This is a genomic window from Paenibacillus intestini (genome assembly GCF_030803945.1).
In the GTDB taxonomy this organism is placed as follows: domain Bacteria; phylum Bacillota; class Bacilli; order Paenibacillales; family Paenibacillaceae; genus Paenibacillus; species Paenibacillus polysaccharolyticus.
Genome location: NZ_JAURUN010000002.1, coordinates 861,828 through 876,870, shown reverse-complemented (window position 1 = coordinate 876,870; position 15,043 = coordinate 861,828). Strand labels below are relative to the sequence as shown.

The 15,043-nt window shown below is 46.1% G+C and carries 9 protein-coding genes; 8 read left to right on the top strand and 1 reads right to left on the bottom strand.

The annotated features are described in order from the left end of the window. Positions 1-135 precede the first annotated feature (135 nt). Both J2T16_RS08990 and J2T16_RS08985 read left to right on the top strand, forming a co-directional pair. The gene (locus J2T16_RS08990) at positions 136-1,359 is read left to right on the top strand and encodes an aminotransferase-like domain-containing protein (RefSeq protein WP_499018173.1); all 1,224 of its coding nucleotides are present in this window, start codon (positions 136-138) and stop codon (positions 1,357-1,359) included. 123 nt (positions 1,360-1,482) lie between these two features. Continuing rightward, on the top strand, positions 1,483-2,175 hold the full coding sequence (locus J2T16_RS08985; RefSeq protein ID WP_499018172.1) for an FMN-dependent NADH-azoreductase: 693 nt from the start codon (positions 1,483-1,485) through the stop codon (positions 2,173-2,175). Between the two features lie 99 nt (positions 2,176-2,274). On the opposite strand, the gene J2T16_RS08980 is transcribed toward J2T16_RS08985, so the two are convergent. Continuing rightward, positions 2,275-3,150, bottom strand: a complete 876-nt coding sequence (locus tag J2T16_RS08980) for a DUF2161 domain-containing phosphodiesterase (protein ID WP_499018171.1) — start codon at positions 3,148-3,150, stop codon at positions 2,275-2,277. 362 nt (positions 3,151-3,512) lie between these two features. Here J2T16_RS08980 and J2T16_RS08975 point away from each other — a divergent pair, with 362 nt between their 5' ends. From J2T16_RS08975 to J2T16_RS08950, 6 genes are all read left to right on the top strand, one after another. After that, positions 3,513-5,408: a PrkA family serine protein kinase gene (locus tag J2T16_RS08975; RefSeq protein WP_154886827.1), complete on the top strand. Its 1,896-nt coding sequence runs from the start codon at positions 3,513-3,515 to the stop codon at positions 5,406-5,408. A 240-nt stretch (positions 5,409-5,648) separates the two neighbouring features. Further along, positions 5,649-6,644: a protoglobin domain-containing protein gene (locus J2T16_RS08970; RefSeq protein ID WP_499018170.1), complete on the top strand. Its 996-nt coding sequence runs from the start codon at positions 5,649-5,651 to the stop codon at positions 6,642-6,644. A gap of 140 nt (positions 6,645-6,784) precedes the next feature. Beyond that, positions 6,785-7,816, top strand: a complete 1,032-nt coding sequence (locus tag J2T16_RS08965; protein WP_154886823.1) for a LacI family DNA-binding transcriptional regulator — start codon at positions 6,785-6,787, stop codon at positions 7,814-7,816. 370 nt (positions 7,817-8,186) lie between these two features. Beyond that, positions 8,187-11,447 carry an endo-1,4-beta-xylanase gene (locus tag J2T16_RS08960; RefSeq protein WP_499018169.1) on the top strand — a complete coding sequence of 1,087 codons (3,261 nt, stop codon included), beginning with the start codon at positions 8,187-8,189 and terminating at the stop codon, positions 11,445-11,447. Positions 11,448-11,739: 292 nt separating this feature from the next. Then, entirely contained in the window at positions 11,740-14,226 is a 2,487-nt protein-coding gene (locus J2T16_RS08955) for an EAL domain-containing protein (protein WP_154886820.1), read from the top strand. A gap of 192 nt (positions 14,227-14,418) precedes the next feature. Then, a complete protein-coding gene (locus tag J2T16_RS08950; RefSeq protein ID WP_336122199.1) occupies positions 14,419-14,652 on the top strand; it encodes a hypothetical protein in 234 nt (77 codons plus the stop codon). Positions 14,653-15,043 lie beyond the last annotated feature (391 nt).

Genomic DNA, 15,043 nt, shown 5'->3' with positions numbered 1-15,043 from the left:
AGAGGTCAAAGTCAGATTGCCTCGCTTCATGAGATAATTCAGGTATTCGTTCAGTTATATTTGGTGCCCATTCGGAATAGGTTGTAGGGCGGCTGCGAGAACAGTTTCGGAATAGGGATGAAGGGGGATCTATCCATGAAATATTTCTTTGCTTCCCGTACCAACAGGCTTTTGTCTTCACCACTGAGGGATATACGTGAGATGTCTGGCAAGGAGTATTTCATTTCTCTCGCTGAAGAGTTGCCAGCGGAGGAACTGTTTCCTTTTAAACTTTTGGAGGAAGCGGCGTTGTCCGTATTTAGTTCAGGACCTTCTGCATTGCAGTATGGTGAGCCAGGTGGATATGCTCCATTAAGAGAATGGTTGAATAATGATTGGAATAAGCGCAAGGGTATCCGGACTGTCTCCAATCAGATTTTGCTGACTACAGGCACCCAACAGGCAATCGATCTCGTGATGCGTCTTTTACTGGAGCCGGGAGACTCTGTACTTGTTGAACATCCGACTTCTCCCGGTTGTCTTGAAGTACTCGAAATGCAAGGAGCCACAATTGTACCTGTTATGGGAGATCAGGATGGAATTTTACCAGATTTATTGGAACAGCACATGCAGCAGGTGAGACCGAAGCTGCTTTTTGCTGCACCCAGCTTTTCCAATCCCACGGGAATCTTGTGGAGCCTGGAACGACGAGAAGCTGTTCTTGATCTGTGCGCGCGTTACGGTGTGTTGCTTGTTGAGGATGATTCCTATGGTGAGTTGCATTTTGACGGCTCGGAGCCAGCTACCTTCTATCGCAAGTATCCTTCACTCTTCGCATTGGACACTGCAGATCAAGGTGGACATGTCCTCTATATCGGGTCCTTCAGCAAAACAGTTGCACCTGCTCTCCGCACAGGGTGGGCTGCGGGACATCCATCACTGATCCAGGCAATGGCCTCCGTCAAACGAATTGCGGATGGACAATCCAGTCCAATGAATCAGCGACTACTGTACCAATTGCTCGCGCAGTCACCTTTTCGATGGAGCGATCACTTATCCATGCTGAACAGGGAATATAAAACAAGACTTAAATTAATGCTTGAGTTGTTGAAGAGACCCGGCTGGAAAGGATGTAGCTATAACATTCCTCAGGGTGGAATGTATCTATGGGTGCGATTGCCGGAAGGATTGAACAGTGAGGCGCTGCTTAAGGCAGCTTTATTGAAGGGAGTATCTTTTCTACCAGGAACATTATGCTCCACAGGAACACTTGATCAACAATATATTCGGTTGAACTTCAGCCGTCCCGGCCGGGATGAGTTGTTGCTTGGCATGAATTTGATTAACGAAGCTATCTTAGAATTTACCGCTCGTAGCTAAAGGTAGAGCGATTTCATCCAAAGAATTTCAGATTAGTTTACAAATCATCTAGATTACCTTATTGCATCCACTAACATTTTTATATATAATATGAATTAATGAGTGATCGACTTCTTTAATACGATGCAACAACCGTTGCGAGTCCAGAGGACACACTCATACATTTTAATCATTGGGGGAAATTTTAACATGTCTAACGTTCTTTTTATTAAAGCTAATGACCGTCCTGCGGATCAAGCAGTTAGTGTTCAATTGTACGATGCATTCCTGAGCGCATACAAAGAGTCCCACCCAGGTGATACCATCACTGAGCTGGACCTCTACAATACAGATCTTCCTTACTACGGCAACACTGTAATCACTGGTGGTTACAAAGCAGCTAACGGTATCGAAGCAACTCCAGAAGAGCAAAAAGCAGCAACACTGGCTGCGCAATTGCAAGATCAATTCCTTGCAGCTGATAAAGTGGTATTTGCATTCCCACTGTGGAACTTCACTGTTCCAGCACCGCTGGTTAACTACATCTCTTACCTGAGCCAAGCAGGCAAAATGTTCAAATACACTGCTGAAGGCCCAGTAGGTCTTGTAGGCGACAAAAAAGTAGCATTGCTTAACGCACGTGGTAGCGTATATTCCGTAGAGCCTATGGCATCTGCTGAAATGTCCGTTCGTTATGTAACGAACGTACTTGGCTTCTGGGGCATCCAAAACCCTGAGGTTGTCGTTGTAGAAGGTCACAATGCTTCTCCTGATCGTTCCCAAGAGATCGTGGAAGCTGGCTTGAAATTGGCTAAAGAAGTTGCAGCAAGCTTCTAATCCAATTCCATATGGAAAACGCCCGTCGTCTCCGGAAGGAGATAACGGGCGTTTTTTTGTATGTTTTTGGCGAGCTTATCGTTCATCGTATCGTTCAGTTCAGTTCTTGGTTGGGTTCAGAAGATAACGTTCGGTGACTTCGGCAACCTGAACAAGATCTTCCTGTGCCCAATCTTCGGATGCAGTCGAGTTCACTTTGAATGTGTTCAATTGATCATAATCAGTCCAGATGTCTGTTTCCCCGGCCGTCAGTCCCTGGTCTTGCATCATAAGTGCATGTTCCGTTAATGCCTCCACACCTTTAACGGTGAGCATATATTTTCCGCGGGAAATACGTTCAAACCAGCTGTAATAGTTTTTCTGCAAAATGGCTGCCGCTGAGCCTACACCTGTCTGACGGGCAAGTGCCGCGGGTGAAGATTCACCACTGGACCTTAGCGCGGCGGCGACACGTATAGCCTTTTCCCGATAAGCCGTCATCAGCTGGCGGCCTGTACTGCCCCCTGTATTATAGTCTCCGCTTCGTTCATCGAATTCCTTCAGCAGACGCTGGCGGCGTATCCCGCTCTTGCGGGCTACCGGGCGGGGTCGCTCAGTGCCGGATATCGCAGAGGGTTCGCATAATATATCAATCAGAGGTGCTTTGGTTTTGTAAAAGGTGACCGTCAATAGCCCCAGGCCTAGTTGACTGCAAAGTGCTGTTAACTCGCTCCAGCGCTGATTAACCGCTCCCCGTTTACTTCGGTTGCGCTCCACAGCCAGATATACGAGTGGGCTGATTTTCAGGCGTTGCATGCCTTGTAATAGCAAAGACAGGTTAAACGTTTTTTTCATCTCGACAATAAGGGGGTCCGTCTGATCTGCCTTCATGCCGACCAGGTCACAGTGCTTAACCTCTGCTTTGATATCGAAGCCGCGCTGTTCAAAAAAAGTTTTGACAGGGGAATACAGCTCCGTTTCATATTGTATAGCCATGCTCTCTACTCCTCTCCCGAAGGTGCTCTGCCTGCCTTCGCCGCATTGTCCGGTTTCCATCATTAGAACCTTCATTATAGCATATTCATGCTTTTTTTTCTGAGGTCACAAGATGTCTGATAGAACAGCACATACGTAAAATTCAGGATCAAGGTTTGAAAAAAAAGAGGTCAACTTATCCAAGTTGCCGCATAGGTATGTAATACACTTTTCACATCCATACAAGACCATTGAAACAAAGGTAGCGGGACTAAGCCGGACCGCAGAAGGGTATTCAAGCAGGAGCTGCAACTCTATTGATTTCTTCATACCATTCGGAATGGTTGACAATCACACTAAAGGAGCCATGGGAGGTACCAAGCATGAATATTTTTGAACGCGTTGCGGAATATCGGGCAGAGAGTGACCGTTTGTCATGGAACGGAACATTTGAAGATTATATTGCACTGCTGAGAGAGGACCCGACTCCGGCAATGACGGCTCACGCACGAGTGTATCAGATGATTGAATCGTTTGGGGTAGAAGAGGCCTCGGGACACAAGCGGTACAAATTTTTCGAGCAGGAGATCTTCGGATTGGATCGTTCCATTGAAAAACTGGTGGAGGAGTATTTTCATTCGGCTGCACGCCGTCTGGATGTACGTAAACGGATTTTGCTTCTGATGGGACCGGTCAGTGGGGGTAAATCCACGTTGGTGACCCTGCTAAAAAGGGGATTGGAGCAATTTTCACGTACGGAAAAAGGGGCCGTTTACGCCATTGAGGGATGCCCGATGCATGAGGAGCCACTACATCTCATTCCGCTGGAGCTTCGGCCCGATGTAGAGAAAGAGATCGGTGTGCGCATTGAGGGCAATCTGTGCCCTTCCTGCCAGATGAGACTTCGCACCGAATTTGGTGGGGACATCAGCAAGGTTCCGGTGGAACGGGTCATCATCTCTGAAGATAACCGGGTGGGAATTGGTACATTCAGTCCATCAGACCCGAAATCTCAGGATATTGCTGACCTTACAGGCAGCATCGACTTCTCCACGATTACCGAATTTGGATCGGAATCTGATCCGCGGGCGTATCGTTTTGACGGGGAACTGAATAAGGCCAACCGTGGTTTGATGGAGTTCCAGGAGATGCTGAAATGTGACGAAAAATTTCTGTGGAACCTGTTATCCCTGACGCAGGAAGGCAATTTTAAGGCGGGGCGCTTCGCACTGATCAGTGCAGATGAGATGATTGTGGCACATACAAACGAATCCGAGTATAAGTCTTTTATTTCAAACAAGAAAAATGAGGCTTTGCAGTCACGGATGATTGTGATGCCGATCCCGTATAACCTGAAGGTGTCGGAAGAAGAGAAAATTTACGCCAAGCTAATTCAGCAAAGTGATATGAAACATGTGCACATTGCACCGCATGCGCTGCGTACAGCGGCGATCTTTTCCATACTTACACGATTGAAGGAAACGAAGAAACAAGGCATGGATCTGGTGAAAAAAATGCGGATGTACGATGGCGAAGAGGTTGAAGGGTATAAAGAAGCAGATCTGCGAGAAATGCAAAATGAATATTTGGACGAGGGCATGTCCGGTATCGATCCGCGGTACGTCATTAACCGGATATCCAGCGCTTTGATTAAGCAAAACCTTCAGTGCATTAACGCGCTGGATATCCTGCGTGCCATTAAGGATGGGCTGGATCAACATGCTTCGATCACTAAGGAAGAACGCGAGCGGTATTTGAACTTTATCGCGCTGGCACGTAAAGAGTATGATGAACTTGCGAAGAAGGAAGTGCAGAAAGCTTTTGTATATTCGTTCGAAGAGTCAGCCAAAACCTTGTTTGAGAATTATCTGGATAACATTGAAGCGTTCTGCAACTGGTCTAAAATACGTGATCCGCTGACAGATGAGGAGATGGACCCGGATGAGCGGCTGATGCGTTCCATTGAGGAGCAGATTGGGATCTCCGAGAATGCGAAGAAAGCGTTCAGGGAAGAGATTCTGATTCGGATCTCGGCATACTCCCGTAAGGAACGAAAGTTTGAATACAGTAGCCACGATCGTCTAAGGGAAGCCATTGAGAAAAAGCTGTTTGCTGATCTCAAGGACATCGTCAAGATTACGACGTCTACGAAAACACCGGATGCCACTCAATTGAAGCGCATGAATGAAGTCATCAAACGTCTTATCGAAGAGCATGGATATACAGCTGCAAGTGCAAATGAATTGCTAAGATACGTAGGAAGTTTGCTTAACCGTTAACCTGCAGCACCATTCCGAATTAGGTCCTGAAGATTTGTTGTGAGGCTCCTTCGCAACAGATTCAGGGCCTTTTTATATTGAAATAAACCAGTTAAAAACAATATTTGACAAATAAATATAATTAATCCCACATTAAATAGTTCTTAGGGTATATGTGTGTTTAGGTAGTTTAGTCTATAATCAATTAAAATTGTTTTAATTTTTGGTTGAAAAGTAGATAAGGAGTTGATCCGATCGGATATGAGTAGCATTTCGGCAGAAAGGCAAAAACAACTGGATTATGTGGGGTTAACTGCACAAGATTTGAGACTACTTGCTGATCATCGGCCTGTCTTCGAAAAAGTTGTTGAAGATGTGGTGGATCACTTTTACAAACATGTGGGGAAGTACCCAGAGTTAACGGAGCTGATCGCCCGATTTTCCAATATTGAACGATTGAAGGAAACACAACGGATGTATTGGTTATCCATGACAGACGGCATTGTGGATGATGCATATATTGAACAGCGGATCACCATTGGATTAGTTCATTCGCGTATCGGCCTGACAACGAACTATTATCTCGGTGCTTACATGGCCTATCTGGATATCGCTACCACCATATTTAAACAGCTTACCCCGGATTCGTGGCACTACGTTATACATGCACTAAGCAAAATGTTCAATCTGGATTCCCAACTGGTTCTGGAAGCTTACGAAAAAAAAGAAAAAGAACAGCTTCACCAGCTCGCTGCAGATCAGGATGGTACACTACAAGCCATCACACAAATTACACAGGAACTTACCGGTATGATTACGGAATTAAATGAAAATGCATTATCCATCTCCGCTGTAGCGAAGGAAACGGTTGTTTCCCAGGATCAGGCGCATGTGCTCCTTGAAGAGTTAACCGGAGGAATGCAACAGATCGAAAAAATGGGTGAGCTGATTCGTGAAATTTCCGATCAAAGTCACCTTGTCGGCTTGAACGCTGCAATTGAAGCGGCACATGCCGGAGAGTTCGGACGCGGATTCGAAGTGGTTGCAAGCGAAGTACGCAAGCTGGCGGCAAGCTCCAGAGACGCGCAAAGCAAAATTCAATCCAATCTGGATCAGATCATGGAAATATTAAAAAGAGTGCAGCAGGAGTCTGAGCGTACTTCGAACGGGGCGCGCAGTCAGGCTTCACGTTCATCCGAGCTTGCCGTTTTTGCGACAGCAATGGAGAAGCTTGCAACGGATTTGAGGAAACTGTAGCAGTAATGTGGACCCCGAAGCACCAGGAACCTTCCATACCGTTTCCGGTTGTAATAAGCTATAATGGGTAGACAAACCTGCTGTTGTTATAGATAATATAGCCGGAGACAGGCGATTTAAAAAGAGGTCGAGGTGATTAGATGGCTTCTATCCATGATGTGGCCAAAGAAGCGGGAGTATCTGTTGCAACCGTTTCCAAAGTATTGAACGACTATCCGGACGTTAGTGAAAAAACACGTAAAAAAGTGAATATAGCTATCGAACTATTAAAATATCAACCCAATGTAGTCGCTCGTGGACTGGTTAAACGCCGTTCATGGACAGTGGGGGTACTGCTTACCGTTCCGTTTACGAATCCGTTTGTATCCGAGTTACTTGAAGGGATCAAAACGGCCTTGGAAAATAGCGGTTATGATCTTGTTCGATTATCAACTCGATTTGATGACCCTACATATTCTTTCATCAAGCACTGCCGTAGCCGAAATGTGGATGGCGTTGTTGTTTTCGGGGAAGGACGGGAAAACAAAAGCATTCAGGAACTGGTCACGGCAGAGATTCCAACCATGTTCATAGATACCGATCTGTTTGGCAAACGTGCAGGTTACATTACGACAGATAATGTTAATGGTGTTGCTATGGCAGTGAAGCATCTGTATGAACTTGGGCATCGCAAGATTGCCTACATCTCAGGTACACTGGGACCTGCTGTTGCTAACCTTCGTTTAGACGGGTACAAGGAAGGGCTTCGTTTATGCGGTATTCCTTATGCGACGATTTATCTGGAAGTCTGTGACTATTCATTTGATGGCGGTGCCAAGGCAGCTCGGCGTTTGCTGGCTCTTAGGGAGCAACCTACAGGCATCATCTGTGCCTCGGATATGTCTGCTTTTGGCGCGATTCATGAGATTGAAAAACATGGTTTCAGTGTGCCAGAGGATATCTCAGTGGTTGGATTCGACAATACGTATTATGCCGAGGTGTTTAAGCCAGGATTAACAACGGTGAATCAGAATATCTACACCATTGGTATTCGAGCCATTGAATATCTGATTGCGATGATTGAGAATCCCTCGTATACACCCCCTGTCGTGACGGAACCATCGAATTTAATTGTTCGCCAGACGACAGCGCCTGTAAATGAAACGTATCCGGAACTACCTGCACAGCCATAGGCTGTGCTTTTTTTTGTTACCGAATGATACGTTAATATTGAAGTGTGAATGGCATGGGCGGCGATCATAAGTATAAAAAGAGGGGGATGGACACTAAATTTCCATATTTACAGTAAAAGGTATGATGACATAAATTTGATAATGTAACCGCTTACTTAGGGAATTAAGCAGGTTCCCAAGGGCGTAATCCGGCTCACTTGAGGAGGTTAAGAACCGTGCATTGAAGTTCCTGACTCCATCCGTGCGACGTAATATGTTGCCAGTTAACAGACCAGCAGAGGAAATCCATGCATGCAGAAGTGTGTTGTGAAATGCCCGATGTTTGACCGCGTTACAGGATGGATGACGAAATTCACAAGGAGGAATTGACGTGCGGGGAAAATGGTTGAGGTTATGCTTGGCAGCAACTCTGATCTTTAGTTTGTTGCCAGGGATCGGAGCAGGAGAACAGAAGGCAAGCGCAGCAAATGCAGGTGACATTTTGTTGTCTCATTCGTTCGAGGATGGCACGACCCAAGGCTGGACAGCCCGGGGTGGAGTAACGGTTGGCGTGACTGGAGATCAAGCTTACCAAGGTACACGTTCTCTGAAAACAACAGGTCGCACAGAGGCCTGGAATGGACCTTCATTGTCATTGTCGGATGTGGTAGACAAGAATGCTGTCGTTGAAATATCTGGTTACGTGAAACTGGTTGCAGGTTCAGCACCGGCTAATCTGAAATTTACCGTGGAACGCCGCGATGGCAACGGGGATGCGCAATATGATCAGGTTAACGCAGCCGAGCAAGTAACCGATCAGAAATGGGTGAAGCTGCAAGGACAATATAGTTATGAACAAGGCAGTGGCCTGCAACTGTATCTGGAGAGCACGGATGCAACCGCTGCTTATTTGTTAGACGAGTTCCAAATCCGGCTTGTTAAACCTGCTCCAGAGAATCCAGGTGAGCCGGGAGAACCGGGCAAAGCTTTGTTTAACGCTGATTTTGAAGATGGGAATATCGGAAAATGGAAACCTCGCGGTACTGAAAAGCTGGAGGTAGTCAGCGGCATCGGACACAATAGTAACCGCAGTTTGAAAACCTCCTCCCGAACGGAAACTTATCATGGACCGTTGGTAGAGGTGTTGCCTTACTTGCAAAAGGGAAGTACAGTTCATGTCTCCTTCTGGGCGATGTATGATGAAGGGCCTGCAACCCAGGTAATCAACGGCTCATTGGAGAAGGAATTTAATGGTGATGCAGCTAAGCTGGAATATGCAACCTTTGCTTCCACTACACTGAATAAAGGCCAATGGAAGAAGATCGAAGCAGATGTCATCGTTCCGGCAGAAAGCACGGGTGTAAGCGGATTGCGGATGTATGCCGAGACACCGTGGAAGCAGTCTTCTGAAGTGACGGAGACAGACACGATTCCGTTCTACATTGATGATGTTCAGATTACAGCGACGGAAGCGATCGCAATTGAGAAGGATATCCCGGATTTGGCCAAAACGCTGGGGACATCTTATGCTCTTGGCGCAGCGATTGACCAAACGGCTCTAGATCCACAAGATCCGCACTCGGATCTGCTTAAAAAACATTTTAAAAGTATTACTGCGGGCAACTTCATGAAAATGGATGCCATGCAGCCGACGGAGGGCAATTTTGTCTGGTCTGAGGCAGATCGGCTGGTTAACTTTGCTGCAGCGAACAATATGGAGGTCAGAGGCCATACGCTACTATGGCACAGTCAAGTACCGGACTGGTTCTTTACCGATCCTAATGATCCATCGAAACCAGCTACACGTGAGCAACTTCTGAAGCGTATGAAAACACATATCCAAACGATTGTGAGCCGTTACAAAGGTAAAGTGCATACGTGGGATGTTGTTAATGAAGTCATCTCGGACGGCGGAGGTCTGCGTGATCAGGCGAGCAATTCGAAATGGCGGGATATCATTGGCGATGTAGACGGTGACGGAGATGACAGTGACTACATTGAACTGGCTTTCCGTTATGCACGCGAGGCTGATCCTGACGCGGTACTGGTGATCAATGATTACGGTATCGAAGGCAGTGTTAGCAAAATGAACGACATGGTCAAACTGGTGGAGAAACTGCTGGCTAAAGGTACACCGATTGATGCTATCGGCTTTCAAATGCATGTGTCGATGTACGGACCGGATGTAAAACAAATTCGTGAAGCGTTCAACCGGGCGGTTGCTTTGGGGGTTCACATTCAAGTAACGGAACTGGATATGTCGATCTATTCGGGGAACTCGGAGCAGGAGAAACCTGTGACCGATGAGATGATGCTGGAGCAGGCTTATCGTTACCGTGCGCTCTTTGATCTGTTCAAGGAGTTTGATGATCGTGGTGTTATGGACAGCGTGACGTTATGGGGACTTGCTGATGACGGCACATGGCTGGATGATTTTCCTGTCAAAGGCAGAAAGGATGCACCGCTGCTGTTTGACCGTAAACTGAAAGCCAAACCGGCATACTGGGCGTTAGTTGATCCGGCATCCTTGCCTGTATATCGAAATGAATGGACAGCCGCACAAGCCAAAGTATCCTTGCCAGACCGTAAAGGGCAGGAAGATATTCTCTGGGGAGCTGTTCAGGCCAAACCGGTTTCACATGTCATCGAAGGCACAGCAGGTACTACAGGTCAAGTGAAGACATTATGGGATGGGAAAAAACTGAACCTGCGCATTGAAGTCAAAGACGCCACACGTCAGAAAGGCGACCAGGTAGAGGTGTTTGTCAGCCCGGAAGATATGGCAACCAGCAAGAAAAATACGACACCGAAAGATGGGCAATACATTTTCAATAGGGATGGCGGCAAAGGCAAAGATCAGAAGCTCTACGAAGTGAAGGAGAATAAATCGGGATATATTGTCTATGCATCACTACCGTTCTCCGCAGCTGATCTAGCCGAAGGCAAGGTGTTATCTCTGGATTTCCGCATTACGGACAAACAGCCTAACAATAAAACTTCCATTATTGTCTGGAACGATACGAATAATCAGCAACCGCAGAAAAAGGAAAGTCGGGGCAAGCTTAAGTTAGGCCCTGCATTAAAACAAGTCAAAGTTTCATATGGAACTCCTGTTGTTGATGGTAAGGAAGATAAGTTGTGGAAAAAAGCAGTGTCCATCACAACGGATGTTAAGGTTGCCGGAAATGCCGGTGCTAAGGCCAAGGCGAAGTTGCTGTGGGATGAAAAGTATCTTTACGTACTTGCTGATGTCAAAGACCCTTTGCTCAGTAAAAAAAGTGCTAACGCACATGAACAAGATTCCATTGAGCTATTCATTGATCTGAATAAAAATCAAACGAGCAGTTATGAGGACGATGATGCCCAGTATCGAGTTAATTTCGATAATGAAACTTCGTTTGGTGGTAATGCCCGTAAAGAGCTGTTCAAATCAAGTACACGTCTGACGAAGGAAGGATATGTGGTAGAGGCAGCTATTCCGCTGGAGAATGTTAACGCCAAGCAAAGTAAATGGATCGGGTTCGATCTGCAGGTGAATGATGATGGTGCTGGAGATGGAAAACGTAGCAGTGTCTTCATGTGGAGTGATCCTTCAGGCAACTCGTACCGCGATACTTCCGGATTCGGTAGTCTGTTATTGGTAAAGAAGTAGAATTACTGACCATGCTTTGGATGAGGATGTTTAATGAAGTGTAACAAATGAGTGACTAGGGTGAAATGCGCTGTGCTTCTGGAAATAAGTGTTGATTTTCAGGGCTGGGACGTTTAGACTATAAACATTCATCATTAGCGGGTTTCATTGTATGCCAATCGGTTTATGACTAAGTCGCTAGTCGCAAAGTCAAATGCTACGGAGGGAGTGCCTGTCGCCCAGGCAGCGCACTCGCTTCTTTTTTTACATTTAACATACATATGAGCATTACCCGGCTGAAAGGACAGAGTGAGTGGAGCACATACATGGCACGTACAATCTACAACTTGTTATTTTATCCTATTTCATTGCGTCGTTAGCCTCTTATGCAGCACTTGATCTTGCAGGCCGTGTATCTTTGACGAGTGGAAAGGCGCGTCACTGGTGGGTTGCTTGCGGGGCAATCTCTATGGGACTGGGTATCTGGTCGATGCACTTTGTTGGCATGATCGCTTTTGTGCTCCCTATGCACGTTTCCTATTCCATGGACAAGGTGATCTTGTCCGTTTTGTTAGCTATTATCGCGTCGGGGGTAGCATTGGAATTTGCAGGTCGCCCGTCCAACCGGATTAGCAAACTTGTGTTTGCCGGATTGTTGCTGACTGCAGGCATCACCTCTATGCATTATGTAGGCATGGCAGCGATGTCTATTCCGATTACGTACAAGCCGGGCCTTGTGGTGTTATCCGTTCTGATCGCGGCACTGGCTTCCTATGCAGCGCTGTGGCTGATGTTTTTTTTCAATCGTCCGGAATCTAAACATCATTGGGTCTATAAAATAGGCAGTGGACTCATTATGGGTTTGGCCATTACAGGCATGCACTACACCGGAATGGCAGCAGCTCAATTTCATCAAGTGCAAGTCATCCCTGAGAGTCTAAGCAGACAGGTGGAGTCGGAGGTTCTTGCTTACCTTATTGCGGCGGGAACGATTGTGGCCATTGGTCTCACGTTATTCGGTAATTTTATCAATCAACGGATGATTCAGAAAGATCAACGTATTCATGAAAATGAACAGTGGTATCATGCACTGTACCATAATCATTCGGATGCCATCGTTTCCGTAGATCGCGAAGGTATCATTAAAGGCATTAACGCTGTAGTCACTACAATTACTGGATATCCTGAAAAGAGGGTGATTGACCGCCCGATTAACCAGATTATTGAGCAGATCAGTGTACAGTGTTCGAGTAAGGATAACGCTCACACGTGGGACAACCAGGAATTGCAACAGCGGCATTACATGGCCAAAATGAGAAATACACAAAATGAACTCCTTGATCTGAGTATTGCGGTCATTCCAGTCATCATTGATGACACCCATGTTGGGAGCCATATCTTGATTAAAGATATTACAGAAGAGACCCAGGCACAGCAAAATATTCGGCATCAGGCTCTGCATGATCCACTTACAGGGTTGCCTAACCGACGCAAGTTGGATGAAGTGCTGGCTACTACGATAAATGTCTGTGAACAACAAAAACAGCATAAGTTTGCTGTAATGGTCATGGACATAGACCGGTTTAAGATGATTAATGACTCTCTGGGGCATTCCATCGGGGATGTGTTTCTGAAAGAAGTGAGCAACCGGATTATAACCGTAATTGAAGCTTCTCATCCTCAGGCAACCTCTAATGTTACGCTAGCCCGAATGGGCGGGGATGAGTTTACCATGGTAGTCACAGGAGAACAAGCGGATGAAAAACAGGTGGTTCGACTTGCAGAAGAAATTGTGGAAGCGATTAAGCAACCTTATCGTTTGAAGGAAAATGATTTTTACGTTACAGCCAGTATCGGTATTGCCATGTACCCTGAACATGGGGTTGGAACGGATGCTTTGATTAAACATGCCGACTCCGCAATGTATGAGGTGAAGAAAAATGGCAAGAACGGTTACCAGTTCTATACGGCTCAGCTCGACTCTGAACTTTATGAACGGATTGAGCTCGAAGGTTATCTAAGGAAAGCACTGGAGCGTAATGAGATGGTGCTGTACTATCAGCCGCAGATTCGTACGCTGGACAGCCGAATGATCGGGGTAGAGGCTCTGATTCGCTGGCAACACCCGCTTAAAGGGCTGCTTGCACCCGATGTATTTATCCCCCTGGCCGAGGAGACCGGCATGATCTACGATATTGGTAACTGGACGATTCGTGAAGCCTGTAGACAGATGAAGCTGTGGCACGCTAGCGGCGGGCCACTCATACCGGTGTCTGTGAACTTGTCCAGCCAGCAGTTTCACCAGTCCAACCTGGTGGAGCAGGTGCAGAATGCTTTAACTGAGACAGGTCTGGAAGCCAAATATCTGGAACTGGAAATCACAGAGAGCATGATGATGGATGCAGCGGTATCCACGGCAATTCTAAACGAGCTATCCGCTCTGGGTGTGAAGATCAGTCTGGACGACTTTGGCACGGGATACAGCTCACTGAGTTATCTGAAGCATTTTCCGATCCACAAACTCAAGATCGACCGCTCGTTTGTCACGGATATCACCGAAAGCCATAGCGATCAGGCTATCGTAGCCACAATTATCTCGATGGCCCAGAATCTTAAGATGGAAGTGATTGCAGAAGGGATCGAGACCAAAGGCCAGCTCGATATTTTGATGCAAAATGACTGTCGGGAGATCCAGGGTTACTACTTCAGCAGGCCACTACCCGCCAATGAAGTGGAAAATAATTTCTTTGTACCCCTGCGTTTGCTGGGGGAACGTAACACGGTGTTTCATTCGGTATAACAGGCTAAGCGGCAAGTTCTCGATCTGTATCGGGAACTAGCCGCTTTTCTGTTCTAAGATACAAATGAGAAATGATTAAATACAGGATTATCACAGTGGGTGACGACTAAGTTCTTACTTGGTTATATGCTATAATCAGATTAAACATTTCATCAGAAGATGTTGTGATTTCATCAAAGGAGGTTGCAAGGGATGAACTTTAGTCTGAAAGCTCCTGATGACACCGTCATTGAATCCTATGAGAAAGATCATAAGGAATTTATTCGTATTGCAGGCTTGGAATATGAAGTGTATAACCCGGTGGATAAGTTGGATTCCGATCCGGAAATAAGACAAATGATTGAAGCATCCGAGAAAGACATCGAGCAAGGCAAGTTGTATTCAACAGATGACCTGATTGAACTGGTGAAGCGTGGTGAGCTGTAATTGATGGTTCAATGGACCGCAACGGCGATGAATCGACTTCGTCAGATCAAGAGTGAACATTTTACAGATCAAGAAACGTTTTGTAGAGTGAAAAAAGTAGCCACCATTGCCCATTGTTCCTGCTCATCTCGTGTTGGATGACCCCAGCGGAGGTCGATATCTTCAGAAATTTTGAGTACTAGATAGTATAGGTTCAGACTCTTTTTGGACGGCTACACAACGGAAAAATCAGCTCGGCAAATTTGATGGTATCTTAACTACTCAGGTCAAACTTGCGTATGATACGTTGAGGCTAGTTCGAAGCCCGGCCTTCTTTGAATAAAGCGCTTGAATTAAAATGAATATATGGATAAGTATTACAACGTAAAATTTATTTTTCTAGTATAATAAA

Excerpts from the sequence above, each read along its gene's own strand:
- J2T16_RS08985 (WP_499018172.1), top strand. The coding sequence starts at position 1,483 with ATGCAACAACCGTTGCGAGTCCAGAGGACACACTCATACATTTTAATC.
- J2T16_RS08990 (WP_499018173.1), top strand. The coding sequence starts at position 136 with ATGAAATATTTCTTTGCTTCCCGTACCAACAGGCTTTTGTCTTCACCA.
- J2T16_RS08975 (WP_154886827.1), top strand. The coding sequence starts at position 3,513 with ATGAATATTTTTGAACGCGTTGCGGAATATCGGGCAGAGAGTGACCGT.
- J2T16_RS08950 (WP_336122199.1), top strand. The coding sequence starts at position 14,419 with ATGAACTTTAGTCTGAAAGCTCCTGATGACACCGTCATTGAATCCTAT.
- J2T16_RS08980 (WP_499018171.1), bottom strand. The coding sequence starts at position 3,150 with ATGGCTATACAATATGAAACGGAGCTGTATTCCCCTGTCAAAACTTTT.
- J2T16_RS08970 (WP_499018170.1), top strand. The coding sequence starts at position 5,649 with ATGAGTAGCATTTCGGCAGAAAGGCAAAAACAACTGGATTATGTGGGG.
- J2T16_RS08965 (WP_154886823.1), top strand. The coding sequence starts at position 6,785 with ATGGCTTCTATCCATGATGTGGCCAAAGAAGCGGGAGTATCTGTTGCA.